This window comes from Caballeronia mineralivorans PML1(12), assembly GCF_001028175.1.
In the GTDB taxonomy this organism is placed as follows: domain Bacteria; phylum Pseudomonadota; class Gammaproteobacteria; order Burkholderiales; family Burkholderiaceae; genus Caballeronia; species Caballeronia mineralivorans.
Genome location: NZ_AEJF01000075.1, coordinates 132577 through 159569, shown reverse-complemented (window position 1 = coordinate 159569; position 26993 = coordinate 132577). Strand labels below are relative to the sequence as shown.

Below are 26993 nucleotides of genomic sequence, written 5' to 3'. Positions count from 1 at the left end.
AACAATATGCGAATTTTTCAATATGAAAACTACGTGACAGTCCAATTTCGGTAATAAATCTCTGATGTAAATGTTTGCTGAATAAGTCAGCAATAAATGCCGGTATCACTAGAGACATCACTGAGAGACGCGAAAGTGCTCGACCAGGAAGTCGATGAACGCACGAATACGCGCAGGCTGATTGCGGCGGCTTGGATAGTAGACAAACAAGTCGGCCGGCGGCAGCAGGAATTCAGGCAACACGACTTTCAGCCGGCCGCTCTCCAGATATTTAGCAAGGTCCCATTCGGAGCGGATCGAGATACCGTGTCCATCGAGCGCCCAACCGAGCACAATGTCGCCATCATTACTCGACAAGCCGCCCTGTACCTTGACCGACACCGTCTCGCCGTCGCGCGTGAAACGCCAGACGCCGTAAGCGTCGTCGTTCTGCCGGTGGAGGATCGTCCTATGCCGCGCGAGATCGGCAAGCGCCGTTGGGTTGCCGTGCCGCTGCAGATAAGCCGGCGATGCGCACAGATAGCGCCGGTTCGACATGATGCGGCGCGCGTTGAGCCGTGTATCGGGCAACGCCCCGAACCGGAGCGCAAGGTCAAAACCCTGCTCCACGATATCCACCGGCCGGTCCGTCACATCCAGTTGAACCTCGACTTGCGGATAACGTTGCACGAACGCCGAGACGAGCGGTGCGATGGTCGTGCGGCCGAAGCCGAGCGAGGCATTCACTCGCAATATGCCGCGCGGCGCTTCGCGGCTGCGCGATACGGCGTCTTCCATCTCGCGCACGGCGGCAAGAATACGCGTAGCGTGTCGCAGATAAGTGTCGCCCTCGTCGGTCAGGCTCGCGCTGCGCGTGGTGCGGTTCACGAGCCTGACGCCCAGCCGCTGCTCCATCAGCGCGAGCCGCCGGGTTGCTGCAGGCGGTGTCAGATCAAGCGCACGCGCGGCGGCAGACAAGCTGCCGAGGCGCGCTAGCTGGACAAAAAACTCGAGATCGGAGGTGACGTCGTTCTTCACTTAAACTGAATAATCAAATGAGTACCGGTGAAGTGTAACGCGGCAATGGGAGCGTAAGCTTCGTTATCAGCTTGTACGGCACGGCGGGTTGAAGGCATCCCGACGTATTCATCCGCTAATCGGCGCAGTCCACCAGCGCCGGCTAACAGGAGTATTGCAATGCAAAAACCTATCGAGCTTACCGGCCGCGACCTTCTTCGCGATCCGCGTCTTAACAAAGGCTCCGCCTTCACCGAAGCCGAACGCCGCCAGTACCATCTTGAAGGGCTGTTGCCTCCGGGTTGCAGTTCGCTGGCACTTCAGGTCGCGCGCACGCATACGGAACTCGCTGCCCTCGACAACGACCTGCAAAAGTATCTTCTGTTGTCCGATCTTCAGGCCCGCAACGAGACGTTGTTCTATGCCACGATCATGTCCGATCCGGCGACGTTCATGCCGCTCGTGTATACGCCGACGGTCGGCGAGGCATGCCAGAAATTCAACCATATCTTTCGCGCAACGAGGGGCATGTATGTGCCCATTTCGACACGCGGCCGGGTGAAGGAACTGCTGCAAAACTGGCCGGAGAAGGATGTTCGCTTTATCGTGGTGACGGATGGCGAACGCATTCTCGGACTAGGCGATCTGGGCGTCGGCGGGATGGGCATTCCTATCGGCAAACTTTCGCTCTACACCGCATGCGCGGGTGTACCGCCTCAATATTGCTTGCCGGTGATGCTGGATGTGGGCACCAATAACCGCGACCTGCTTGACGATCCTCTCTATCTCGGCCTGCGTCAGGAACGTGTCCGTGGCGACGAATATCATGCGTTTGTGAACGAGTTCGTCGAAGCGGCGCAGGAGTTGCATCCGAAATGCTGCGTCCAATGGGAAGACTTCGCGAACTTCAATGCCGTCCCGTTGCTCGCGCGTTACAAGGACAAGATCTGCACGTATAACGACGATATCCAGGGCACCGCAGCCGTCGCGCTGGCGGGCATTTTCGCCGCCCTCCACATCTCGAAGCAAAAGCTCGTTGACCAGCGTTTCCTGTTTCTGGGCGGTGGTTCGGCGGGGACCGGCATTGCCGAATTGATCAGCCAGGCGATGGTGCTTGAGGGCTTGAGTATCGACGAAGCGCGGGCACGCAATGCGCTGTTCGACGTGAACGGGCTGATGGTGAAATCGCGTCAGGATCTCGCGGATTTTCAGAAGCCGTTCGCCGTGGATCACGCGCCCGTAGACACGTTTGTGGATGCGGTCAAAGCGCTGAAGCCGACGGGCATCATCGGTGTCAGTACGGTGCCGAAGCTATTCAATCAGCACGTGATCGAGGCTATGGCGGAGATCAACGAGCGTCCGATCATCTTCCCGTATTCGAACCCGACATCGCGCTCCGAGTGCACAGCCGAGGAAGCGTACCGGTGGTCCGCCGGGCGCGCTATTTTCGCAAGCGGCAGCCCGTTCCCGCCGGTGGAAATAGAAGGGCGCACGTTTGTTCCCGGACAGGGCAACAACGTCTATATTTTCCCCGCGCTGGGGATGGCCGTGTTCGCCACGCAGGCGAGCCGCGTGACGGACGAGATGTTCATTGTCGCGGCGAAAGCGGTGGCCGAGCAGGTCTCCGAAGCGAGTCTTGCAACCGGCCTGATCTATCCGCCGCAGAGCAAGATTTTCGAGGCGTCGCTTCATGTGGCCGTGCGCGTGGCCGAGTGTATTTTCGACAGCCAACTGGCGCGTGTGCCAAGGCCGGACGACATCACTGCACTGATCCGCAACTGCGCTTATAAGCCGGCATACGCGGCCCTCTGATCAGGCGCTGTGGGAGGAGAAGCGTTCCGTTTGCCAAAACGGCAACGCTTTCCGTAGTTGCCCGATGGGACCTTGTGCTGACGCATCCGGCTAGCCGCGGCTCGCGATACGCTAGGCGAGCGCGGCCCGGATGCGTTCGATCGCCTCGATCTCCGGGGCACCTTCGCCCAGCCGTTCGCGGGGGCACCACGGGTACGGCAGGGCGTCTGCCCATCGCAGGATCGGCTGGACCGTGTCCTATGGCAGCGTCGTCATTTCCTCGATGATGATTCGAAGCTTCCGGACCTGTCCGGAATCCTCTACAGCGAGCCATTCGTATCGGCCGAAACCGGCGCGCGCCAGGCCGGTGCCTTTTTCCGACATGCATACCAGCCAGTCGCAATTGAACGCCGGGCCGCCGGCGGGCGGCTCTCCGATGCAGAACGTGTAGACGTTCTCATAACGCTGCGCAAACTCGCTCACCAGAACGTTCGAAATAGCTTTCGCGCCTTTGACCGTGCCCGGAAACGAGATTTCCTGGGTGTTCACTTGCATCGTCAGTTCGGCGTCGGCGGTAAACGCGTCCGCGATCAAAAATGGGCGATTGCCGTCCTTGGCCCGAATATAGGTTTCGATGGATTTTTGCAGGGTGATCATGGGCAGTTCTTCAGTGGCTATGCTGACGGGCGGGGGCTGGTGCGCGCCAAGTCTATCGCTGCCTGGCGCGTCCGGGGCGGTATCCCTTCGCCCGTGGCGGGCATGTGGACGGGCTTTATCGAAGCGTTTTATGGCCGGATAATTCGGGCTGAGATCCTGTTATTGCGTGCAATCAGATCACCGGGCTTTGGAGAATTGCTTCCTCGAAAGCGAGTTTTCGCGTAGATTTGCGACCGCGAAACAATTGTTACCCGGTAAAAGTAAGAGGAAACCATTCATGACCATTGCCCGGCGAATCCGCGAAGTGTCCAAGTTGAGCGGCGATTTCCTGCTGCGTTCAGGCAAGCGCAGCAACACCTACTTCGACAAATATCGCTTTGAGTCCGATCCCGTATTGCTGAAAGCAATTGCGGAAGCGATGGTGCCCCTGATCCCCCCAGGCACCGAAGTATTGGGCGGTCTCGAGATGGGCGGTATTCCTATCGTGACCATGCTCAGCCAGGTGACCGGCTTACCTGCCGCCTACATCCGCAAGGAAGCGAAAGAGTACGGCACCTGCAAGTATGCGGAAGGCGCCGAGCTGGCCGGACGCAAGCTCGTGCTGATCGAGGACATTGTGTCGAGCGGCGGCGCGATCTCCGACGCCGTGGCGAAACTTCGCGCCGACGGCGTGCCGGTCTCGCTGACGCTGTGTGTGATCGACCGTGAAAGTGGCGGAAAGGAAATGCTCGCCGGAATCGGTATCGAGTTGAAATCCCTCTATACGTTCTCGCAGATCGAAGCTGGCCAATAACCGGCCCCACGCCTCGCTACGCATCCGCGCTGCCAGAAAAGTAGTTGTATGCGCCGGAGAAGTCGTCGTCGGTGATGGCTTGTTCGCCGGCCTTGTCGATGATGGTTTCGCCGTGCCGTTGCAGCACGAAACGAGGCGTGCCAGCCCGCGCATTCGAACTGACATGCGTCACACCCGCGGGCACGTCGAAGCGCATGGCCGAGACCGCCAACGTCACCACAAGCACGGCCGGCGCCGTCAGGAACACTGTACATGGATCTGCGACGACAGGGGTTCCTGAGCGTGCGGCGGGGTGCTGGCATCGTGTGCGCCTAGCCCAAGCCGACGCTCCCGCCCGAGCGGATTCAGCCGATAAAAATAGAATAGCCGGTCCCGCGTGATTGCAGGCTTGCTACCCGACTTGAACCATTGGATGTAGTACTCGCTCGCGTCGAGATACGCGGTATGCGAGAGCAGATCGCCGAAGCGGTCGTCATAGACATGAGCCCGGCCTGTGCCGCCGATGGGCGCGACCGGCTCGATTGGCGCAACATACGTGGACTCGGCCCAGTCATTCCAGGTCACGATCTGCACCCACGTGGCGCCGGATGCGATTGCGGCTTCCCACTCGGTCGCCATGCCGGAAAACCCGCTGGTTTCGAACGCGCGATAGTTGGTGCCCGCCGGCAGCCCGCGATAATACGGCGTGACCGGCGCCATGAATACTTTGCCGCGGGTCTTGAGTTCCGCGCTGAGCGCTTCGGTGGATTTCGCGATCAGGTCCGGCGCACCCGCCGCGCCGAAGTAGAAATAACGGTTCGCACTGCCAAGACGTTGCGCGACCTGAGCGGCTTCGCGCGCAGAGATCTGGCGCTCGCCCGTGGCGAGAAAAAAGTGAGGCACGAAGAACGCACCCAGGCTCTCGGCTTCGCTCGCGAGCGCGGTGCTATCGGTGAAACCTTTGCCGCCTGCGGCATAGGCGGACAGTACCGGCTTGCCATCTACACGCAATTGCGCTTTGAGACCGCGCGTGGTTGCGACGATATCCTTGAGCTCGTCCGGCGCCCGGCCGTCGGCGGACACGAATAGTTTGAAGTCGAAGTCGAGACTCGCGGCCGCATCGTACAGGCGCAGCACACGCCTTTTATAGTGCGGCTCACTGGCATCCCAGCCACCGCAATTGAGTGCGAAGCCGTCGATGCCGCGCGTGCGCATCGCGGAATTCCGCCTGATATGACGCGACGGTTGCCTGTGGTCCACCGCGAGGCCAGGCCACCATGTAGTGAGCAAAGACATGTTTGCGTGTACTGTCCGCAGCAAGCGGCGGTATTGCGGCGCTTGCGCCGAGAGGTACTGTGCACGACAACGACAAGCAGGCAAGCATGAAGCGGCGGCGTCCCGGAATCGGACTTGATGTCATAGAGGGCAGCTCAAAAAGTATCTGCCCCGATAGTAGCCGCATCGCGAGGATCTGCATGTGCGGGTTAGGCACATGAACGATTCGCCGAAACCACACACGCGATCGTGAACGCGAGTGCGAAGCGCATGGTACACAAGCGTTAGCAATCCAAAGGATTAGTGACCGTTTTGCTGCCGATCAGAGAAACCCCGGAACGCCTCGCATAACGCGTGGCTACTGAGTCTGGTCGGTATCTGTCGAGCTTTGCTGGCGCCGATGCCCACGCGCTTTTCCCGTAGCGGCTGGAGCGCTGGCTTGAACGGGCGGCGCGGGCGGATGATTGATGTACTGGAAGTTCTGTGCGATAGCCGAGTTGGCCGCGTCCTGGCTCGACTGCGCGTAAGTTGAGGAAACGAATAACAGGCATGCGACGCCCGGCACGATCAGGATGCGATTCATTAGTCAGGCCTATGTCTTCAGTTGGAACGATCTCGGTCAGGCGCCATAGCGAGCAAGCTGCGTTCGCCTACCCGGACTCATAGAGGGTGAAGAAAAAATGGCCCACCCCTGAGGGCGGGCCAAGCTGCAGTCACTTGCATCACTCACAACTGCGTCTGGGAGAAGACGCATGATCAGTGTAGGCCGTGCCCGCCGCAAATACGTTGCAAGGCTGCTTACATGCGTTACGCCGCATAACAACGATTCGATGAAAACAGACGGGAAAACGTTGCGCGCTTGGGCGCTGTCTGCAGACCGGAGTCCTGAATACGGCTTGAACAATGAAGCTGCGGTAAGGATTTTTCAGATTACAAAACACCAACATTGCGATCGCAATGACGGGACTTAACGTGCGTCCGGGTCTCTCGATGAGCGGTCAGGTATCCGCATTAAGCAGTCCCTGAAAAAACCGTTTTGGCACTGTGCGGAACGACTTTTCGCATCTGGCGTTTCGCCGTGCGATCGGCGTCTTGGTGGCATTGCACTGACAGACTTGGCGACCATGCGCGTGTGAGCAAGAAGATCTTCGCGCGTTCAGCCCGGAGCGCATAAAATAATTGCATGACGAATGAGCGGCAGGGTGCACACTGAAGAAACGCGGGAAATTAAGCAAATCGAAAGGTCGGACGCGCGAGCCAGGCGATAGGTGATTGTGTGAGTGATTGCGGCTGAGTGGAGCCGTTTCCTGCACGCGAAAGGGTCGATCGGCGAAGTGCGAATAGGCGCGGTCCGGCTGAGGTCGGCCAAGCGCCAGACAATAGCGCGCGAGCGTTGGAAGCCTTCGAATGTTAATAAAACCGACTATTTTCTTTCGGCTAAGAGCGGCTTTGGCGCGCCATCCGAATGCAATCGGTGTAGGCAGCATTGCTTTCTCGGTGATCGTGCTCGGATTCGCCCTGGCGGTTCTGGTGCAGGCGCGGCAGGATGCGACCGCTCGCGCTATCGAGAATGCGGACAACCTCGCACGCGTCATTGAGCATGACATCACTTACACCGCCGAACTGACGGACCTTTCGATTCAAGCAGCCGTGGACGGTGCACAAGACGCAGATGTCATGCGGTTACCGGAACACCTGCGTAAAGAGCTTCTGTTCGACCGGTCCGCTACCGCCAGCCAGTACATAGGCTCGTTGTTGTGCCTTGATTCACGCGGCAAGATCATTGTCGACTCTACAAGCGCAGTTCCACGCAGCGTCGATCTCGCGGATAGATTGTGGTTCACGGTTCATCGCGACAACCCGAACCTGGGGCTGTTCATCAGCCGTCCATTGCGCTCGCGCCTCAATCCCAACGAAGTCGACCTTATGTTCAGCCGGCGGGTGAATCATCCTGACGGCTCGTTCGCGGGCGTTGTGGTGGCAGCTTTCCGGCTCGACTACTTCAAAAACCTGCTGTCAGGTGTCCGGCTCGGTCCGGGCGGCGCCATCACGCTCCTGCAGGACGACGGACACGTGATCCTACGTTATCCGAATGATGAAACCCAGGTCGACGAGGATTTCACGGGACGGAAAAACTTTGAGCGATTCAGAAGAACTCATGAGACGTCGTTCTTCGGTACATCGGGCCGGGACGGTCAGGAGCGGCTCTATAACTTCCGCGAATTCGAAAAGCTGAAAATGATTGTCATCATTGCGCCGTCGAGTCGTTACGTCTTCGCGGACTGGACGAGCCGGGCGTGGTATATCGGCATTGTGACCGCGCTGTTGATCGTCGGCCTTCTGTTTGCCGCACAGCTTCTCTCCGTGGAGTTCCGGCACAGGCTGGAAGTGGAGGAACATTTGCGCAACATGACGCGTATTGATGGCCTCACGGGACTAACCAACCGTCGTAGTCTCGACGATCGTCTCATGCTCGAATGGCTCCGCTCGAAACGCTCGGGAAAACCGTTGGCGCTGCTGTTCGTAGATATCGACCGGTTCAAGAATTACAACGACACGTACGGTCATCAGGCAGGTGACGACGCGTTGACCGCCGTTGCACAGGCGATCGCGCGAAACAGTCAGCGGCAGGGTGACATAGCGGCCCGGTTCGGGGGCGAGGAGTTTGTCGTGGTGCTGCCGGAGACGGACGGTGCGGGTGCTGCGGTTGTTGCCGCCAATATTCATTCGGCTGTCCGCGCGCTGGCTATCGAACACACCGAGAGCGAACACGGTGTCATCACGGTGAGCATCGGCGTGGCCTGTACGGACACCGAGGAGGTGGCCGACGCGCTCGCGCTGATCAAGGTGGCGGATCAGGCCGTGTATCGGGCGAAAGCATCCGGCAGAAATCAAACGAGCGCGGCCGAGCCGTGTGGCGACGCGGCCGTGACGACCTGAGTTGTGTTTCCAAGCGCCGAGCGCTTCGTGCTCCGCTAGAAGAGGTCGAGGCGATGAGGGCACGCCTCGCCTCGATACCGGCACCGTCTGTCCAGCCGCATTCCTTCCCTTACGCCGCGCCGGTCACCGTACTCTTATCGCGTGTCGACGTGACATGCTGCCTGGCCGCCTCGTTGCTGTGAGAAAGCGCGCGCAATGCAAGGGAAAACGCTAGCTGGGTGTCGTGAGCGACCGCGCTACGGTCTTCATCGAAGTGTTTTGCTGCGTGACGCAGATGCTGCGCTGCCTGCCCGTGGAGCTCTGCGGCAGTCGCGTGATGCTGCGCTGCGGTCGTGCTGTCCGCGGAACCCGTTGGTGGCGGCAATACCGTCGACGCGCCGGCGTTGTGCTTGACGGCGTTGTTGGCCTCGTCGATAGCATGCAGCGCGTGACCGTGCGCCAGGATCGCCTGATGTGCTGCGTGGTCGTAATCCTTGCCTGCGTCGAAATGATGTGACGCTTCGCGATGAAATTTTGCTGCCTGCTCGTGATGCGATGCTGCTGCTTCGAGATGTCCCTTTTTACTTTGTTTTGTGTTCATGGCTGCTCCTCCTGTACGACTGTCCGACTTCAACGGTGACCGGTTGCGTAAGTCACATAAGTCACATCGGTCACATGACCACGCAACAGGCCGGAACCTATCCAATGAAATCTACGCTTCTTTGGTTCCCGGGTGTCTTTTTTCGGAGGCCGGCGCGGTCTTTCCAGTGATTCTTGAGCCTTGTCAGGAAAGCGCATCGAGCAAGCCATACCACGCCACGCCCGCGCTGATATAGACGCGCTGCAGCGCGTGAAAGGGAATTGGTTTGATCGATGTGGGCGGCACCGGCAGTCCCTGCGCCGCGCCGCTCATGAACGCCGCCAGATGTTTTCCCAGCGTCGTTGCCATCGCGATACCGCGTCCGTTGTAACCCAGCGCGATCGTCAAACCTTCAGCGGGTGTGTGCACATGCGGCAGGAAATCCCGCGTAATCGCGATGCGTCCGGCCCATCGGTATTCATATTCGATGCCTTCGAGTTGCGGATACATCAATCGCGCCGCGCGTTCGAGATGCGCCCAATCGGTCGCGCTGCGTGGATCACTGAAAGGACCGCGACCGCCCATAAGCAAGCGGCCCGCGGCGTCCTTGCGGAAATACAGCAACAGTCGCCGCGAATCCGAGGCCACTTCGCGTCCGGGCAGGATCGTTGCATTTATATCAGCGGGTAACGGCCGCGTCGCGACGATAAAACTGTTCGCCGCGATCACCGATTGCGCGAGGCCAGGCCAGAGTGCATCGGTATAACCGTTGGTCGCGAGCAGCACTTGTTTTGCATCGACGACATTACCGCCCGCACATCGCACGCGCCATCCTGAGGGGCCACGTTCGAGCGCAGCCGCGCGTGTCGCACCATGAATCGCGACGCCCGCAGCCTTGGCCGCGCGCGCCAGACCCCGCGCATAACTCAAGGGCTGCACGCTGCCGGCACGTTTGTCGATCCAGCCGCCCACGAAAGCCGCGGTACCAAGCCGCTTCGATACCTGCGAGCGGTCGAGCAACTCGACCGGCGCACCACGCGCTTCCCACTGCCGTGCGCGGGCGTGAAGCGTGCCGAGCAGCTTGTTCGAATGCGTGGGTTGAATCCAGCCATTGCGTGTGGCGTCGCATTGGATATGGTGACGTTCGATGAGATCGAAGACGGTGTCCGCGGCATTGCCCGCGATCTGCGCGAGGGTTTCGCCATCGCGCGGACCATAACGACGGATCAGTTCGTCGGGATCGTACTTAAGCCCTGGAATTACCTGGCCGCCGTTGCGACCGGACGCGCCCCAGCCCGGTTCGTTCGCATCGATCACGCAGACCTTCACGCCGTGCGCGGCAAGATGCAATGCGCTCGAGAGGCCGGTATAACCCGCACCGACAATCAGCACATCGGTTTTAACGGAGGCGTCGAGTGGCGGGGTATCGACGGCCGGTTCCGCAGTCGCAGCCCAGAGGGAGGGCGGCAACGGTCGTGCAACTTCAACAAGGCTCATGTTGGGTATTCAGGTCGAAGGCGCGTCGGAGGAGGTGAGCACCCTGCGCAGGAAATCGCGCGTGCGGGGATGTTGCGGACGTTCGAGCAGATCGGCTGCGGCGCCTTCCTCGCAGATCGTGCCGTCGTAGAGAAAACACACCCGGTCCGCCACTTCGCGCGCAAAACTCATTTCGTGCGTGACGACGATCATCGTCATGCCGTCGTACGCGAGTTGGCGCATGACGTTCAATACTTCGCCAACGAGTTCGGGGTCGAGCGCCGACGTGGGCTCGTCGAACAAGATGGCTTTGGGCTCCATGGCCAGTGCGCGGGCGATCGCCACGCGTTGCTGCTGACCGCCCGACAATTCCGACGGGTAAGCATCTATTCGATGCGCGAGCCCGACTTTATCGAGCAGATGCCGCGCCTTTTCCCGGGCCTGTGCACGGCCTTCCTTTTTCACGAACACCGGGCCTTCGCAGACATTCTCCAGCGCGGTGCGATGCGGAAACAGGTTGAAGCGCTGGAACACCATGCCGACCTGCATGCGCAGTTCATGGATGTGCTTCGAGCGGGCGTCGACTGCGAGGCCGTCCACCGTGATCGTGCCGGCGTCATGCGTTTCCAGGCCGTTGATGCAGCGCAGGAGCGTCGATTTACCCGATCCCGAGGGGCCGATCAGGCAGACGACCTGGCCTGCTTCCACGTTGAGGCTGACGCCCTTCAACACTTCCTGATCGTGGAAGCGTTTATGAATCGACTCGACCCTGATCATCGTTTCCCCTTAAGACCGAGACGGCGTTCCAGACGACGCAAGCCATACACGAGTGGCAGGCTGAGCCCGAGATAAAGCAACGCAACCAGCGTAAATACAGTCATGTTCTGGAACGTCGACGATGCAATCAACTGCCCCGCACGCGTCATTTCAGCGACCGTGATGGTGGATGCGAGCGAGGAGTCTTTCAACATCATCACGAGCGTGTTGCCATAGGGCGGCAGTGCAATCTTGAACGCCTGCGGCAACACCACGCGCTGCATGATCAGTCCGCCGCGCATGCCAATGGACTGCGCCGCTTCTATTTGCCCATGATCGATTGCCTGGATGCCCGCGCGAAAATTTTCGGCCTGGTACACGGAATACGCGATGCCCAGCCCGATAAAACCCGCTTGAAACGCGGACAGCCGCACGCCGAGATCGGGCAGCACGAAGTAGATATAAAAAAGCTGGACGATGATCGGCAGTCCGCGAATCACGTTGATGAACGTTGCGGCGGCGTGCGAGGCAAGCTTGTTCGACGACACGCGCATCAGCGCCAGCAGCAGTCCGAGCAGCGTGCTCAGGATGAACGAGCAGAAGGTGATCTCGATCGTGACGACCGCGCCTTTCAGCAGGATCGGCAGGAAGTCGATGGCGTTCTGGAAGAACATGGCTTCGGTCCTCTCTATGCCGAGGCTGTCTTTATTCCACCTGCCATTTCTTGATGATCTGCATCAGGGTGCCGTCGGTCTTGATCTTCTTGATGCCCGCATTCAACTGGTCGAGCGTGGCCGTATCGCCCTTGCGTACAACGAAGCACAACTGGCCTTTCACTTCCGGCTGGTATTCGGCGACCAGGCGCAGCTGCGGATTCGGGTTGTGCTGAAGCTGGTAAGCAATGATCGGATGGTCGCCGAAGCCCGCCTTGATGCGCCCGAGTGCGACGTCGCGCATGATGTCGGCGACTGAATCGTAGGTGCGTACCTCTTTGAAGATGCCTTTCTTGTTCAGCGCGTCAACGAACGCCGTACCGACCTGGGCGCCGACCACTTCGCCCTTGAGCGCGTCCATCGACGGGTATTTGCCGGTGTCGTCGGCGCGCACGATGAGGCCTTCGCCGTACGAATAAACCGTGTCCGAGAAGTCGACGACCTGCTGGCGTGCCGGCGTCTTCAGCATGGCGGCCGAGATGATGTCGATCTTCTTTGTAGTGAGCGACGGAATCAGTGAGGAAAACGTGGTTTGTTGGACATCGACGTCGAAGCCTGCTGCCTTGCCGGTTGCGGTGATGGCATCGACCAGCAGGCCCTGGATCGAGTTGGTCTTGACGTCGAGGAACGTGAACGGCACGCCGGTGGCGGTCGAGCCGACCGTATAAGTGGGAGTGGCGGCGGGCGACCACGCTGGCACGCCCGCGAGCAGTAATCCGGTTGCAAAGACAGAGGCGAAGCGTTTGACGAACTGGAACATGTGACTCTCCACTGATGGGAAGGATCGAAGAAAATCGATAAATGATGTTTGGATCATCTTATTCGAGACAAAAAAATCGTCAATCGAAATATGTGTATCGATATTCGATATGGTAGTGTTGCAGGATGAACCTGGGCCTTGGGCCAAACAATTGGGTAAATCCATGAGCCGAAACAAGCTGGACCTTCAGATTGACGTGCCTTCCGCAGCTGACGACGCACCGGATGCGCTGTTTAACCAGTCGCTGGAGAAGGGCATTGCGGTGTTGCGTGCGTTCAGTGCGCAGCGGCGAACGATGACGCTTCCGGAGGTGGCGGAGGCGACATCGATCACCAAGAGTTCTGCGCAGCGCATGATCTACACGCTGGAAAAGCTGGGGTATGTGAAGAAACATCCGCGCACGAAGCGTTATCAGCTTGCGTTGAAGGCGATGCAGATTGGCTTTAATTACTTGGCGGCGGACACGTTGATCGACGTTGCCAATCCGTTTCTATCCGAGCTTACGAATGTGACGGGGGAGACGACCAACCTGACGGAGCCGGATGGTGTCGATATGGTTTATGTCGCGCGGTTTGTCTGCACGAAGTTCTTGCCGATCCACATGCCGATTGGCAGTCGCATTCCGATGTATTGCACGGCTTCGGGGCGGGCGTATCTTGCGGCGCTGCCGGAGGACGAGTCGCGTTTGCTGCTTGAGGGGAGTGAGCGGGTTGTGCATACGCAGTACACGGTGACGGATCTTGGCGAGATCGAGGCGCGGCTGGCGCAGGGGCGGCTTAGTGGTTATGCGTCGAATCGGGAGGAGTTGTTTATCGGCGATATGACGATTGCAGCGGCCGTGGTTGATGGGGAGAGGCGGCCGGTTGCGTCGGTGCATGTGGTTGCGCCTACGAGCAGGTGGACGCTTGCTGAAGCGGAGCAGCGGCTGGCACCGGCGGTGATTGATTGCGCGCGCGGGATTAGTAATTCGATCCGCACACTCGGGTAGGTTTTTTTGTTCGCACCGGTGGACGGTTTTTTGGGGGCTGCCGGGGTGGGTGGGCTGGGTTGATGCTGGGTTTCGGGGTTAGCGGTCTTGGTTTGATGCTGGGTTGCTGCTTTCCAGTCCAGCGGTTGTTATATGTTAGTTATTCTATTTATCACTGTTAGCCACTGCGCGTGGCGACGCGTCGTTTCTTTGTCCAAAGCGACAAAGAAACGACGCAAAGAAAGCGCTTTCAAACCATCGGCAAGTTAGTGTCCCTAGCGTGCAGGCTAGAAGTTTCTGGCACCTGATAGCACGGTGCTCGCCAGACATCACCGATGTTTGAAGCCCGACCTCTCCGAACACGGATACCCACACGCTTCGCCACCAGTGACTGAACCTGCCCACGGTTCACCCCGCGCTATCCGCGTACAACCCCCTCAAGAAATAACCTTGCAGTCCACGTAGCCAACCCACCACGAAATGCGGCAACCAGCACACGTCAGGCCGTCATGGTCCGTGGGTGACGGTGCTTGCCCGAGAGCGTTGGGGGCGAAGCGTGTTCGTGTCAGGATTCGCGAGAAGGAGGGGTTCACACATCCTCCAGTCTGGCGAGCACCGTGCTATCAGGTGCCAAAAACTTCTAGCCTGCACGCTAGGGACACTAACTTGCCGATTGTTGGAACGCGTTTCTTTGCTTCGTTTCTTTGCGCATTTGCAAAGAAATGACGTGCCGCCACGCACAGTGGCTAATAGTGATAAATAGAATAACTAACATATAACGACCGCAGACGCAGAAAGCAGCAACCCGGCACCAACCCCCGACCACTAACCCCAAAACCCCCACCCCGGCACAAGCCCCCACCCACCCGCCCCGGCAGCCCAAAAAACCGTCCACCGGCGCGAGCGACCATTCAATACCCCACCGGCGGAGGCGGCGGCATCCCCGGCGGCGGTGGCGGTGGCGCCGGCTGCGTCGCATAACCCCCCGGTGCCGTGGTCATCATCCGCCCCCGCACCGGCACGCGATTGCCATTCGCATACATGCACTGCAGATACGCGTAGTCATAGCGGCGCTGAACGTCATAAGCCGAACCCTGCGCGGCAGTCGCACCAAACGCACTCCCAGCCAGCAACCCGACACCGGCACCCACGGCGGCACCCGACCCACCGTTGAACGCCGCACCCGCCGCGGCGCCCAACGCCGTGCCGACCACAGCGCTGCCCACCGCGCTATTAGTCGCAGCCTGATTGGTCGTCACCCCACCCACCTGACCAAACGCAAACTGGCGGCACGAACCGTCGTCCGCACGGAACTGATCAAAGCTCTTTCCTGTGCCAGGAAGGGCCATCACGCTCGGCCCCGTCGGCACCACGGCGCATCCGCCAAGAATGCCCAGCGACACCCCCATCGAAACGAGTAATGCAAGTCTTGAATACTTCATAACGCTGTGATCTTCCGTTCAATGATTACTGAGAGTTGCCAGGCCGGGGCGCCACGGCACGCCAACCAGCCGGACAGTCCTTCACATACGGGTAATACGCTTTCGATGCCTCGCAGTAGTACCAGGAACCGCCCGGCTGTCCGGATGCATCGACCGATGGCCCTTGGTCCTGTGCTTGTCCTTGTTCGACGTAGTCGACGGGCGGCGGCGCCGGCACGGCCACCACCGGCGGGTAAGGGTAGTAATACGGAACAGGCGCGACCGGATAGTAGTAAGGCGCGCCCACCCCAAAATAAACACCGACGCGTGCAGCATTCGCGGGTCCGCAAACGCAGGCCGCAGCAACTGCCACCGCCGCCAGCGGTAGCCAAGGATTCAGGCGTTTCACGACGTTTCTCCCAACCTGGTTTGAAGAGTAATTTTCTGTAAGCAGATTACGGACCCCTCCCGCTGTCCGACGCGCTTAACCAGCACAACTTAACGCTAATTCAGTTGACCACGAAGTGCCATTACAGACGTTACGCGCCATTTTTCCAATCGTTACAGAGGAAACTTTGACACCGCATATAAACGGGATTGGGCAGTCGTAAGTAAGGTGTTTTACAACCAGCCTTCGAAAGAATCGCAGGTCATACTGAGGGGTTTTGGAAACGCATGCCGTAACTTGCCGGAGGCAATCCGGTGGCATCGTCCTGATGGTCGAAAAGCATGGTTCGCCCAACGCTCCCGGGCGTGGAGCGTCCTTCCGCATGAGGCCGTTCGTGAGAGGAAGAAGCCTTCGCTCGACGGCGCACGAAACAAGTGGCGAGGGCGACGGCCAGATCATGAAGATGTGCACCGAGCGGTCCGCGAACGCTTGAAACGCGGACCACCGGTGTCAAGCCACGCGGACCATCCTATTGCCGTGTACCGGCTCGGATCGCGTCGGCGAATCGCTTGATGTAGACCGGCGACGCATCACTGATGGCCCAGTAAGTCATGCCGTCCTGATGCCACTCGACGAGCGAATAACCATCGTCGGATTGGGTAATCAAAGGTGTCGATATTGACGCGGTCTTGCCGTGATCATCGGGGAACACGTACAAGTCGATCGGGTGTTTCTGATACCGGTAGATCATGACAGCAACCGGACGATGATCCACATAATCGAGCCGGCCACCGACCAGCGGAAACCCTTGCGCCTGAGGGTCGACCACCGGCGGCGCATAGTCAATGCGGCCGTTGAACCACGGCTTCACCGTATGCTGGTCGCTCGACAGCACATCCATCGTGCGCGCCGACATCAGCGCCCGCACATGACTCGACACGATCTCCTGCTGCAGATCGCCGCCACGGGGCGGCTGTTGCGTCCAGAGCAGCGTCATGAATACCGCCGAACACAAAGCGATCCCCGCTATTCCACCGCCAACGAACGGCAGGCCGGCCATGCGCCACGACCAGTTCCACGGCGACGGATTTTTCCTGGCTGTTTCTGCCTTCAGCCGGGCTTGCACCTGCGCACGCAAGGATGCCGGCGCCCGTTCGTAAAGCGAACCGTCGCGCAGCTTGTCGGCGAGCGATGAGTTAGGTTTAGTTTCCACGCTTGGACTCCTCCGGACCGGCGGGTGGTGTCTTGATCAGGCGAATGGCCGGTAGTTCCGACCCGCCCTGGGCCGCCCGCACGGCCGTACATAACAAACGGCGAGCACGCGATAGCCGCGACATGACCGTGCCGAGCGGTATGCCCGCGACCGCTGCTACGTCCTTGTAGCTCATATCTTCCAGCTCACGCAACACGATCACCTCGCGAAACTCGACAGGCAACGTAGCCAGCGCCCGATGCACGAGTTCGGTCTCGTCCTGGCGGACCGCCAGCTTTTCCGGATCGTCGCCGCTTTCATCGGCCCAGCCGGGAAGCTGCTCGTCGACATTGAGCGAGTCGTCGTACGGCGTGGCATCCGCGCGGTGACGCTGCCTGCGCCATTCGGTGAACCAGGTGTTGCGCACGATCGCCAGCAGCCATGCGCGTGGATTGTCGCCCTGGTAGCCATCGAAGAAACGAAAGGCTCTCAGGAAGGCTTCCTGCACGACGTCATCGGCGTCCGTGGGACTGCCGCTCAACCAGCGAGCAAGGTTATACGCCGCGTCCAGATGCGGCAGCATCACCTCATCGAAACGAACCGGCGAGCGCTTCGCCATCAGTATTCTCCCTGGCAACCGGTGTTGCCTCGGACCGTGCCTAACGTGCGCCATGCGCCAACGCGCATTACGGGTGCCGGTCGGTTCGCAATCAAACCCGCCGGCTCTCAACTGTACTTACTGGTGAGCTTCCGGCTTTATTCCCGCTTTGTTCCCAATTATGCGGTTTTAACAAAAAAATTTAGCGGGAATAAAACTGCAGGCTGCTGAGTTAGATGGACATGGGCAACGTACGCCCAATGCGCATTGCCCATGCCCATTTACCAGGAGCCATTCATGCCCGACCTCGACACAAGCGCTGTCCCGCCCGAACCACTCACCGAACATGGTGCCAGACGGCGCACCGCACTGACTTGCATGGCGTGGGCCGGCGCCGGCATGCTCTGGACCCTGAACGGCGGCGTACCCGGGTCCAAGCTGATTGGCGGAACCGCGCAGGCCGCCGAAGTGGACCGTCACGCGTTCAGTTTCGTGCAGATCAGCGACAGTCATATCGGCTTCAGCAAGGACCCGAACCTCGACCCCGCGAGCACGCTGCAGGAAGCCGTCGACAAGATTCGCACGAGCTCGGAAAAGCCCAAGTTCATTATTCATACCGGCGACATCAGCCATTTGTCGAAGCCGGACCAGTTCGACACCGCCACGCAGATCATCCAGAGCACGGGGCTCGACGTGCACTACGTCCCGGGCGAACACGATGTTCTGGTCGACGACGGCAATTCGTATTTCGAGCGCTTTTCAAAACCGTCCGCCCCCAAGTGGTACAGCTTTGATCAAAGCGGCGTTCATTTTATCGGCCTGACCAATGTGCTGGACCTGCGAGGCGGTGGCCTGGGTTTTCTCGGCGACGAACAACTCGCCTGGTTGCAACAGGATCTGCACGCACGCACGAGCAGCACGCCAATTGTGGTGTTCGCGCACATCCCGCTCTGGTCGCTGTATCCGCAGTGGGGGTGGGGCACCGACGACAGCGCCCGTGCCCTGACTTTGATGAAGCGCTTCGGTTCCGTCACGGTGCTCAACGGCCACGTGCATCAGGTCGCGCAAAAGGTTGAAGGTGAAATCAGTTTCTACTCCGCGCTGTCAACGGCCTTTCCGCAGCCGGCGCCCGGCACGGCAGCGGGTCCCGGTCCGATGAAAGTCCCCGCCGACCAGCTGCGCAAAATGCTTGGCGTGCGTTCGGTCAACTATGTCCCGGGTAAGGGCCAGCTCGCAGTAGTCGACACCCGGCTCAGCGTATGAGCAGCCATCCAAACAAGCGGAGAGCGATGATGACAATGCCTGATCTTGGGCGTGCTTTAGTGGCCAGGACAATGGCCAAGACCGTGGCCGCAATGTGGCTGGCAACGGCGCTAGCCGCTGCACCCGCATTCGCGGCCGACACGAAGCCGGCTACCACCATAGTGATCGACAACTTTTCCTTTAGTCCTGCTCAGTTGTCCGTTGCCTCGGGTTCGACCGTGACCTGGGAGAACCATGACGATATGCCTCATACCATCGTCAACGACGCAACGCCGCGCGAATTTAAATCAGCGCCGATCGATTCCGGGGAGCACTTTTCACAGACGTTCTCGAAGCCCGGCACGTATAAGTATTTCTGCTCGATTCATCCGCATATGACAGGAACCATCGTCGTGAAATAGATGGGCTGGCGGACGGCGCAACAACACGTTATTGCTGTAGGCCCAGGCGATACCAGGTGACCTGCCGATACGGCTCGCCGGGGCGCACGATCACGCTTCCGGCGTCCGCCATGTTGACCTGATTCGGAAACGCGCCGGCCTGGAGACACAGGCCGGCGTGTTTGCCGTAGCGCCGTCCATGCCGTCCCACGATGCCATCGAGATGATTACCGGTATAGAACTGCACGCCGGGTGTGCTCGTGCCCATCGTCAACTCGCGGCCGCTGCCCGGGTCGTAGAGCCGCACGACGGGTTTGAGCGCGTTGCCGCTTTCCCCTACTACATAACAATGATCGAAGCCGCCCGCACGCGCGAGCTGATCGTGCGGCCAGTCGAGTCGCGCACCGAGCGGAGCACTTGCGCGGAAGTCGAACGCATGGCCCGCGACTTGCGCGCGGCCTTCGGGGATCAGGGCGGCGTCGACTTCGAAGAAGGTGTCGGCATCGATGGAAATAACATGGCCGCGGATGTCGGCGGTTTCATCGCCGGACAGGTTGAAGCACGCGTGGTTCGTCAGGTTGAGCGGCGTAGGTGCATCCGATACGGCTTCATAGGCGAGTGTCAACGTGCCGTCGTCGTCGAGCGTGTAGCGTAATGTGGTTGACACGTTGCCTGGGAAGCCCGCGTCACCTTCCGGCGATTCATGCGTGAGGACGAGTCCGCCATCTACTTCCTGTGCATCCCACAGCGCCCGGTGAAATCCCGCCGCGCCGCCATGCAGCAAGTTGTCGCCCTCATTGCGATCGAGTGAATACGCCACGTTGTCGAGCGCGAAGCGGGCGTTCTCGATCCGGTTTGCCCAGCGTCCGATCACACCGCCCAGATAAGCGTGGCCGGCGAAATATTCAGCCGGTGTGTCGTGACCCAGCAGGACATCGGCCACACGTCCCGCGCGATCCGCGGTATTCCACGAGACCAGCGTTGCGCCGAGATCGCTGATTGTCACCCGCATGCCGTGCACGTTGCGTAGCGTGAACAGGCGCGCAACATCGCCACCGGGCAATTCGCCCCAGCGTTCGACACTTACGCGCGCAGAGCCTGGACGGACGATGGCGGGCATATCGGCGAGATACATAGAGGGCGAGGATCAGCCGGGTTGCGCGCAAGGCGCGACGAGCAAGCGCTCCTGATACTCGCGCGGCGTGCAGTCCAGCTCGCGGCGGAACACGGCGTACATGTATTGCAGCGACGTGAAACCGCAACGGATAGCAACTTCGGCGCTGGATAAGTCGTGACGCGCCAGGAGCTGCTTTGCAACATCGAGTTTGTGATTCAGGATTTCCTGATGCACGGTGTAGCCGAGTTCACGGCGGAAATGATCCTCAAGTGACGAGCGCGATACTCCGACGTAATCGGCCACCTGTTCTGTCTTGATGCCCTGGCATCCATATTGCCGGATGTAGTGGCGGGCACGCATGACATAGGGACTCGATACAGGCTGATGGCGCGTCGATTCGAGCACGTTGATGCCGACCGGCGGCACGAGAATGCGTCTGCCGTGAAAGCGCGCGCCGCCCAGCATCTGGTGCAACAAATGCGCCGCGGTGCGGCCCATTTCTTCGGTACCTTGAATGACCGAAGAAAGCGGTATGCGGGTGAGTGAACGCGTCAGCGGATCGTTGTCTATGCCAATGATGGCTACTTGCTCAGGCACGGGAATGCCGGAGATGAGGCACGCCTGCAGCAGATGACGCGCGCGGGCATCGGTCACGGCGATCACGCCAACGGGCTTCGGCAAACTCTCCAGCCACGAGGTCAGTTGCGCGCTTGCCTGGCTCCAGACCGGCGCGCTCGTCGGCAAGCCGCGATGAATATCCGCGTCGAGGCCATCGGCGGCGAGCAGCGCCTTGAATGCCAGTTCACGTTCTTGCGCCCAGCGGTTTTCCGGTGCTTCCGGCAGGCTGTACAGCGCAAAACGCTGCAAGCCCGCGCCGATCAGATGCGTGTACGCAAGCGACATCAGCTTGGCGTTGTCAGTGGCTATATAAGGCAGCTTGGCCGGATAACAAGCGGCGTCCGCGTAAGACGAACCCACCGCGACCACAGGCAACTGCGAATCTCCGAGTGCTTCGGCCACCGCCGGATCATCGAAATCCGCGATGATGCCGTCGCCTTCAAATCGTTCGATGCCGTTCAGCCGGCAGCGAAAATCCTCTTCCAGGAAAAGATCCCACGCCACGCGCGTGGACAGCAGATAATTGCCGATGCCGGTAATGACCTCGCGGTCATACACCTTGTTCGCGTTGAACAGCAGCGCGATCCGGTGCGAGGTCTGAGCGGTCTGTGGTCGTGTCATCGAGCTCCGGACGAACCATACCGCAGTGCCGCGATAGGTCCGTCGTCTCCGTTGCAGCGCAATATGCGCGTGTTGTATGCGGCTGTTTTTAGCGTTTGCTGATTCTAGGCCCGGCTATCGGCTGACCGCCAGCCTGATTTCCACTAAGCTGAAGAAACACCATGAGCGCTGGCGGATTTCGCAATTGCTGGGTGCGGGGCGAAGCTGGCAGCATGGGGCCACATTAAAAGAAGGAGACGTCCATGTCGTATTTCGAGCATCTGCCCGCCGTGCGTTACGAAGGCCCGCAGTCCGACAATCCTTTAGCCTACCGCCATTACGACCGCGACAAGCTTGTTCTCGGCAAGCGCATGGAAGATCACTTGCGGCTGGCGGTCTGTTACTGGCACACGTTCGTATGGCCCGGCGTGGACATGTTCGGGCAGGGCACGTTTCACCGGCCGTGGCAGCAGCCCGGCGACGCAATCGAACGGGCTCATGTGAAAGCCGACTCCGCGTTCGAATTTTTCTCGAAGCTGGGTGCGCCGTATTACACCTTCCATGACACAGACGTGGCGCCCGAAGGCGACAGCATCAAACACTACGTCAACAACTTCAAAGGCGTCACGGACTATCTGGCGGCCAAGCAGGAAGAAACCGGCATCAAGCTGTTATGGGGCACGGCGAATCTGTTCTCGCACCCGCGTTATGCCGCAGGCGCTGCGACCAATCCCAACCCGGAAGTGTTTGCGTTCGCGGCCACGCAAGTGTTCCAGGCGCTGGAGGCTACCCATAGGCTTGGGGGCGAAAACTATGTCCTGTGGGGCGGCCGCGAGGGTTACGACACACTGCTGAACACCGACCTCAAGCGCGAGCGCGATCAGCTTGGGCGTTTTCTCAACATGGTGGTCGAGCACAAGCACAAGACCGGTTTCAAGGGCGCTTTGCTGATCGAACCGAAACCGCAGGAACCGACCAAACACCAATACGACTACGACGTGGCGACGGTCCACGGCTTTCTCGCACAGTTCGGTTTGCAAAATGAAATCCGCGTGAACATTGAAGCGAATCACGCAACGCTCGCGGGGCATTCGTTCCATCACGAGATTGCGACGGCTTACGCGCTCGGCATCTTTGGCAGTGTCGACGCGAATCGGGGCGATCCGCAAAACGGCTGGGACACCGACCAGTTTCCGAACAGCGTTGAAGAGTTGACGCTGGCGCTGTATGAGATCCTGAGGCACGGGGGCTTTAGCACGGGCGGTATGAATTTCGATGCCAAAGTGCGGCGTCAGAGCGTGGCGCCGGAGGACTTGTTCTATGGTCATATCGGCGCGATCGACGTCATAGCGATCGCTCTGGAACGGGCGGCTACGCTGGTCGAGAACGACAAGCTTGCGGAGTTCAAGAACCAGCGTTATGCGGGATGGGACACGGAATTCGGCCGCAAGATTCTCTCGGGCGGTTACTCTCTCGAATCACTGGCCATTGACGCGCTGGCACGTCGCGTTAACCCTCAGCATGTGAGCGGCCAACAGGAGCAACTCGAAAATATCGTGAACAGGGCAATCTATAAGTGACACGCTTACCCTGCAAAATCCGCATCTAAAATCATTAAGCGGCCCGGCCGATTTCGCAATTGCGTCCAAGGCGAATGAAGGCCCAAGCTAACGACAAAATCAAGAGACAAGCTTCTGTAAAACCAACGACCGCGAACATGGATCGCGGCGCAAGCAGTAGATTCCGCCGACGTCTCCTCTCTCGCCTATGCGTTGCCCTGACCGGCCACGCAGGGAGACGTATCGGCTAGTCAACCATAAAAAGGAGTGAGACATGAAGTCCGCAAAACGCCGTGCCGTGCTCGGATCGCTAGTCTGTGGAGCGATGTTCGCAAGTTTGACCGTGCTTCCGTCCCTGGCTCACGCAAGCAAGGACAAGCCTGAAATTGGCTTCTGTATTGACGATCTGCGGGTCGAGCGCTGGTCGCGCGATCGTGATTATTTCGTTGCCGCCGCCACGAAGCTGGGCGCCAAAGTGTCCGTGCAATCCGCCGATGCCAGCGAAGAACGGCAGATATCGCAGATTGAAAACCTGATCTCGCGTGGCGTCGATGTCATCGTGATCGTGCCGTTCAATTCGAAAACGCTCGGCAACGTAGTGGCCGAAGCAAAGAAGGCAGGCATCAAGGTGGTGTCGTATGACCGCCTGATCCTCGACGCCGATGTGGACGCCTACATCTCCTTCGACAATGAGAAGGTCGGCGAAATGCAGGCACAAGGCGTGTTCAACGCGCAGCCGAAGGGCAACTACTTCCTGCTCGGCGGCGCACCGACCGACAACAACGCGAAGATGCTGCGTGAAGGGCAGATGAAGATCCTGAAGCCGGCAATCGACCGCGGCGACATCAAGATTGTCGGCCAGCAATGGGTGCCAGAATGGAGCGCGGCGACCGCGCTGCGCATCACCGAAGACGCGCTTACCGCGAACAACAACAAGATCGACGCCATTGTCGCGTCTAACGATGGCACGGCCGGCGGCGCCATCCAGGCGCTGGCCGCGCAACACCTTGCAGGCAAGGTACCTATTTCCGGCCAGGATGCGGATCTTGCGGCGGTCAAGCGTCTGGTGGGAGGCACGCAGACCATGACCGTCTACAAGCCGCTCAAGCTGATTGCGGGCGAAGCCGCCAAACTTGCGGTGGATCTGGCTAAAGGGCAGCAACCGGCCTACAACGCTAAATATGACAACGGCATGAAGCAGGTCAACACCGTGTTGCTGCAGCCGACGCTCCTGACGAAGAGCAATGTCGATGCGGTGGTGAAGGACGGTTTCTACACGCAGGCCCAGTTGGCGGGAAATTAATAACCTGCTGCGTCACGCAGGGCGTGAAGGCCGCACAGGCCTTCACGCGGATTCACTGTCCAGGATAAAAACTGCATGGCAAACCCGCTGCTGGAAATGCACGGCATCGTCAAGACGTTTGGCGGCGTGAAGGCGCTCGACGGGATCGATCTCGTCGTCGCGCCGGGGGAATGCGTCGGTTTGTGCGGCGAAAACGGCGCAGGAAAATCGACCCTGATGAAGGTGTTGTCCGGCGTCTATCCGCACGGTACGTGGGAAGGCGAAATTCGCTGGGAAGGTGAGCCTTTACGGGCCGCCAATATCCGCGATACGGAGGATGCGGGTATCGTCATCATTCATCAGGAGCTGATGCTGGTGCCGCAGTTGTCGGTGGCGGAGAACATCTTCCTCGGTAACGAGATCACGCTGAGCGGCGGCCGCATGAACTATGCGGCGATGTATCAGCGCGCCGACGAACTGCTGCGCGAACTGAACATCAGCGGCATCAACGTGGCGCAGCCCGTGATGAACTACGGTGGCGGCCATCAGCAACTGATCGAGATCGCCAAGGCGTTGAACAAGCGCGCGAAGCTGCTGATCCTGGATGAACCGTCGTCCTCGCTGACAGCAAGCGAGATACGGATCTTGCTGGATATCGTGCGCGATCTGAAGAAGCGCGGCGTGGCGTGTGTGTACATCTCGCACAAGCTCGACGAAGTGGAAGCCGTCTGCGACACCATCACCGTGATCCGTGACGGCAAGCATGTCGCCACGCAGCCAATGAAGGATCTGAGCACCGACAGCATCATCGCGATGATGGTCGGCCGCGAGATCAAGAACCTGTTCCCGCGCGAGCCGCATGACATTGGCGAAGTGATCTTCGAGGCGCGCAACGTCACGTGTTTTGACGTAACCAACTCGCGGCGAAAGCGTGTGGACAATGTCTCGTTCTCGCTGCGCAAAGGCGAGATTCTTGGCGTTGCGGGCCTGGTCGGCGCGGGGCGGACCGAACTGATGCAGGCGATCTTCGGGGCTTATCCGGGCATCAGTGAGGCGGAGGTTTATCTGAACGGCAAGCGCCTCAAGATCAAGACGCCGGCCAATGCGATCGATGCCGGCATCGGCATGGTGCCCGAAGACCGCAAGCGCCACGGCATCGTGCCGCAACTCGGGGTGGGACATAACATCACGCTTGCTGTGCTGAACCGTTTTGCGAAGGGTGGCCGGATCGATTCCGCTGCTGAACTCGACACGATTCATACCGAGATGAAGCGCCTCTCCGTACGCGCCGCCACGCCGATGTTGTCTATCGCCAGCCTGTCGGGTGGCAATCAGCAGAAGGCCGTGCTGACCAAGATGCTGCTGACCGACCCGGCAATCCTTATTCTCGACGAACCCACGCGCGGCGTCGACGTCGGCGCCAAGTTCGAGATATACAAGCTGATGTTCGCGCTGGCCCGGCGCGGTGTGTCGATTATCGTGGTGTCGTCTGAACTGAATGAAGTGCTTGGTGTAAGCGACCGCGTGCTGGTGATAGGCGAGGGTCAACTACGCGGCGACTTCGTTAATGTTGGGCTCACGCAAGAACATATCCTGGCGGCGGCCATCCGCGCGACCCCTCAGACCCCCTCTTTTCAAGCGAGCGTCGCATGACTCCTGACGTCACTTCGTCTCCGAAACGCAGCGCCACCAGCGGTGCGAGCGCATCATCCGGGCAACGCTTCAGGCAACTGTTCACGCGTTATAAGCTGCTGGCGTTGCTGCTTGCAGTGACGGTCATCTGGATCTTCTTTTCCTTCCTCACCGATGGCGCGTTCGTCACACCGCGCAATCTTTCAAACCTGCTGCGGCAGATGTCGATCACCGGCATGCTCGCGTGCGGCATGGTCTTTGTGATCATCTCGGGCGAGATCGATTTGTCGGTGGGTTCGTTGCTCGGGTTGCTCGGCGGCGTGGCCGCGATTCTGGATGTCTCGCATCACTGGCCGATCCAGTTCACCGTGCCGGCGGTCATGCTGCTTGGCATCGCGATCGGCATGTTCAACGGCTGGTGGTCGACCTATTTGCGGGTGCCGTCGTTCATTGTGGGGCTCGGCGGCATGCTGGCGTATCGCGGTGTGCTGCTCGGTGTGACAGGCGGTTCGACGATCGCGCCGGTCTCCGACCATCTGGTGTTTATCGGCCAGGGTTATCTGCCGCGGATGGCGGGCAATGCGCTGGCCGTTGTGCTGTTCGTACTGCTGGTGACACTGACCGTGCGCCAGCGGCAGAACCGCTTGCGCTATAACTTGCCGGTCGTGCCGCTCTGGCAGGACGGCGTGAAGATCGTCGCGGCGGGGCTCGTGCTGCTCGCGTTCGTGACCACGTTGAACCGGTACGGCGGTATTCCCGTACCCGTATTGCTGCTGCTTGCGCTGCTCGGTATTTTCACCTATATCGCGACGCAGACGGTGTTCGGCCGGCGCATTTATGCAGTCGGTTCAAACCTTGAGGCCACGCGTTTGTCGGGAGTGAATACAAACCGCGTGAAGCTGATGATCTTTGCGTTGATGGGGCTGATGTGTGCGCTTGCCGGGCTGGTCAACACGGCGCGGCTGGCAGCCGGATCGCCCTCGGCGGGGACGATGGGCGAGCTTGATGCCATCGCCGCGTGCTTCATCGGCGGGACCTCGATGCGGGGTGGTTCGGGGACGGTCTATGGCGCGCTGATCGGGGCGCTGGTGATGGCGAGCCTGGACAATGGCATGTCGATGCTCGATGTCGATTCGTATTGGCAGATGATCGTGAAGGGCGGCATTCTTGTGCTGGCGGTGTGGATCGATGTCGTGTCGGGGTCTAATCAGCGTTAGCGTCAGGGTTTTCAATGGTGGTTTGACCGGAGGCCAAGTGTCACAAAACTTGGCGCATAATCCG

General features: G+C 59.7%; 26 protein-coding genes. 10 read left to right on the top strand and 16 right to left on the bottom strand.

Features of this window, described 5'->3' with window-relative positions; translation table 11 throughout:
* Positions 1–117 precede the first annotated feature (117 nt).
* The gene (locus tag EOS_RS10710; RefSeq protein ID WP_047846596.1) at positions 118–1017 is read right to left on the bottom strand and encodes a LysR family transcriptional regulator; all 900 of its coding nucleotides are present in this window, start codon (positions 1015–1017) and stop codon (positions 118–120) included.
* A gap of 159 nt (positions 1018–1176) precedes the next feature.
* On the opposite strand from EOS_RS10710, the gene EOS_RS10705 reads away from it, so the two are divergent.
* A complete protein-coding gene (locus EOS_RS10705) occupies positions 1177–2808 on the top strand; it encodes an NAD-dependent malic enzyme (RefSeq protein WP_047846595.1) in 1632 nt (543 codons plus the stop codon).
* Between the two features lie 237 nt (positions 2809–3045).
* Here the strand turns inward: EOS_RS10705 and EOS_RS10700 are convergent, their stop codons facing one another.
* Positions 3046–3444, bottom strand: a complete 399-nt coding sequence (locus EOS_RS10700) for a hypothetical protein (protein WP_235442770.1) — start codon at positions 3442–3444, stop codon at positions 3046–3048.
* 277 nt (positions 3445–3721) lie between these two features.
* On the opposite strand from EOS_RS10700, the gene pyrE reads away from it, so the two are divergent.
* Positions 3722–4237, top strand: a complete 516-nt coding sequence (gene pyrE / locus EOS_RS10695) for an orotate phosphoribosyltransferase (RefSeq protein WP_047846594.1) — start codon at positions 3722–3724, stop codon at positions 4235–4237.
* 16 nt (positions 4238–4253) lie between these two features.
* On the opposite strand, the gene EOS_RS48010 is transcribed toward pyrE, so the two are convergent.
* The 3 genes from EOS_RS48010 to EOS_RS10685 all read right to left on the bottom strand — a co-directional run bounded on the left by EOS_RS48010 (position 4254) and on the right by EOS_RS10685 (position 6074).
* Complete coding sequence (locus EOS_RS48010) at positions 4254–4484, bottom strand: hypothetical protein (RefSeq protein ID WP_235442769.1); 231 nt, start codon at positions 4482–4484, stop codon at positions 4254–4256.
* Entirely contained in the window at positions 4475–5431 is a 957-nt protein-coding gene (locus EOS_RS10690; protein WP_235442768.1) for a glycoside hydrolase family 71 protein, read from the bottom strand. Before EOS_RS10690 ends, EOS_RS48010 begins: the two co-directional genes overlap by 10 nt.
* 418 nt (positions 5432–5849) lie before the next feature.
* Positions 5850–6074: a hypothetical protein gene (locus tag EOS_RS10685; protein WP_047846593.1), complete on the bottom strand. Its 225-nt coding sequence runs from the start codon at positions 6072–6074 to the stop codon at positions 5850–5852.
* Positions 6075–6898: 824 nt separating this feature from the next.
* Between EOS_RS10685 and EOS_RS10680 the strand changes: the two genes are divergently transcribed.
* Positions 6899–8431, top strand: coding sequence for a GGDEF domain-containing protein (locus EOS_RS10680; RefSeq protein ID WP_082163303.1), 1533 nt, complete (start codon positions 6899–6901; stop codon positions 8429–8431).
* A gap of 109 nt (positions 8432–8540) precedes the next feature.
* On the opposite strand, the gene EOS_RS10675 is transcribed toward EOS_RS10680, so the two are convergent.
* From EOS_RS10675 to EOS_RS10655, 5 genes are all read right to left on the bottom strand, one after another.
* Positions 8541–9011: a hypothetical protein gene (locus EOS_RS10675; RefSeq protein WP_047846591.1), complete on the bottom strand. Its 471-nt coding sequence runs from the start codon at positions 9009–9011 to the stop codon at positions 8541–8543.
* A 183-nt stretch (positions 9012–9194) separates the two neighbouring features.
* On the bottom strand, positions 9195–10487 hold the full coding sequence (locus tag EOS_RS10670) for an NAD(P)/FAD-dependent oxidoreductase (RefSeq protein WP_047846590.1): 1293 nt from the start codon (positions 10485–10487) through the stop codon (positions 9195–9197).
* A gap of 9 nt (positions 10488–10496) precedes the next feature.
* Positions 10497–11243: an amino acid ABC transporter ATP-binding protein gene (locus EOS_RS10665; protein ID WP_047846589.1), complete on the bottom strand. Its 747-nt coding sequence runs from the start codon at positions 11241–11243 to the stop codon at positions 10497–10499.
* Positions 11240–11896: an amino acid ABC transporter permease gene (locus EOS_RS10660; protein ID WP_047846588.1), complete on the bottom strand. Its 657-nt coding sequence runs from the start codon at positions 11894–11896 to the stop codon at positions 11240–11242. Before EOS_RS10660 ends, EOS_RS10665 begins: the two co-directional genes overlap by 4 nt.
* Before the next feature lie 31 nt (positions 11897–11927).
* Complete coding sequence (locus tag EOS_RS10655) at positions 11928–12695, bottom strand: ABC transporter substrate-binding protein (protein ID WP_047846587.1); 768 nt, start codon at positions 12693–12695, stop codon at positions 11928–11930.
* A 163-nt stretch (positions 12696–12858) separates the two neighbouring features.
* On the opposite strand from EOS_RS10655, the gene EOS_RS10650 reads away from it, so the two are divergent.
* The gene (locus EOS_RS10650) at positions 12859–13683 is read left to right on the top strand and encodes an IclR family transcriptional regulator (RefSeq protein ID WP_082163302.1); all 825 of its coding nucleotides are present in this window, start codon (positions 12859–12861) and stop codon (positions 13681–13683) included.
* 890 nt (positions 13684–14573) lie between these two features.
* Here EOS_RS10650 and EOS_RS10645 read toward each other — a convergent pair.
* The 4 genes from EOS_RS10645 to EOS_RS10630 form a co-directional block, all read right to left on the bottom strand.
* Entirely contained in the window at positions 14574–15104 is a 531-nt protein-coding gene (locus EOS_RS10645) for a YMGG-like glycine zipper-containing protein (RefSeq protein ID WP_047846586.1), read from the bottom strand.
* 25 nt (positions 15105–15129) lie between these two features.
* A complete protein-coding gene (locus tag EOS_RS10640) occupies positions 15130–15492 on the bottom strand; it encodes a hypothetical protein (protein WP_407639121.1) in 363 nt (120 codons plus the stop codon).
* A 508-nt stretch (positions 15493–16000) separates the two neighbouring features.
* Positions 16001–16684, bottom strand: a complete 684-nt coding sequence (locus EOS_RS10635) for an anti-sigma factor family protein (RefSeq protein WP_047846585.1) — start codon at positions 16682–16684, stop codon at positions 16001–16003.
* Positions 16674–17282, bottom strand: coding sequence for an RNA polymerase sigma factor (locus EOS_RS10630; RefSeq protein WP_047846584.1), 609 nt, complete (start codon positions 17280–17282; stop codon positions 16674–16676). Before EOS_RS10630 ends, EOS_RS10635 begins: the two co-directional genes overlap by 11 nt.
* Before the next feature lie 276 nt (positions 17283–17558).
* On the opposite strand from EOS_RS10630, the gene EOS_RS10625 reads away from it, so the two are divergent.
* Both EOS_RS10625 and EOS_RS10620 read left to right on the top strand, forming a co-directional pair.
* Positions 17559–18524, top strand: a complete 966-nt coding sequence (locus tag EOS_RS10625) for a metallophosphoesterase family protein (protein ID WP_047846583.1) — start codon at positions 17559–17561, stop codon at positions 18522–18524.
* On the top strand, positions 18521–18925 hold the full coding sequence (locus EOS_RS10620; RefSeq protein ID WP_235442767.1) for a cupredoxin domain-containing protein: 405 nt from the start codon (positions 18521–18523) through the stop codon (positions 18923–18925). The genes EOS_RS10625 and EOS_RS10620 overlap by 4 nt, the downstream gene beginning before the upstream one ends.
* A 28-nt stretch (positions 18926–18953) precedes the next feature.
* On the opposite strand, the gene EOS_RS10615 is transcribed toward EOS_RS10620, so the two are convergent.
* Both EOS_RS10615 and EOS_RS10610 read right to left on the bottom strand, forming a co-directional pair.
* Entirely contained in the window at positions 18954–20039 is a 1086-nt protein-coding gene (locus EOS_RS10615) for an aldose epimerase family protein (protein WP_047846582.1), read from the bottom strand.
* Positions 20040–20051: 12 nt separating this feature from the next.
* On the bottom strand, positions 20052–21260 hold the full coding sequence (locus tag EOS_RS10610) for a XylR family transcriptional regulator (RefSeq protein WP_047846581.1): 1209 nt from the start codon (positions 21258–21260) through the stop codon (positions 20052–20054).
* A gap of 242 nt (positions 21261–21502) precedes the next feature.
* Between EOS_RS10610 and xylA the strand changes: the two genes are divergently transcribed.
* The 4 genes from xylA (at position 21503) to EOS_RS10590 (ending at position 26929) form a co-directional block, all read left to right on the top strand.
* Complete coding sequence (gene xylA, locus EOS_RS10605) at positions 21503–22819, top strand: xylose isomerase (RefSeq protein ID WP_047846580.1); 1317 nt, start codon at positions 21503–21505, stop codon at positions 22817–22819.
* 253 nt (positions 22820–23072) lie between these two features.
* The gene (xylF, locus tag EOS_RS10600; protein WP_047846579.1) at positions 23073–24101 is read left to right on the top strand and encodes a D-xylose ABC transporter substrate-binding protein; all 1029 of its coding nucleotides are present in this window, start codon (positions 23073–23075) and stop codon (positions 24099–24101) included.
* Between the two features lie 75 nt (positions 24102–24176).
* Entirely contained in the window at positions 24177–25733 is a 1557-nt protein-coding gene (xylG, locus tag EOS_RS10595) for a D-xylose ABC transporter ATP-binding protein (RefSeq protein WP_047846578.1), read from the top strand.
* Positions 25730–26929: a sugar ABC transporter permease gene (locus tag EOS_RS10590; protein WP_047846577.1), complete on the top strand. Its 1200-nt coding sequence runs from the start codon at positions 25730–25732 to the stop codon at positions 26927–26929. The genes xylG and EOS_RS10590 overlap by 4 nt, the downstream gene beginning before the upstream one ends.
* Positions 26930–26993 lie beyond the last annotated feature (64 nt).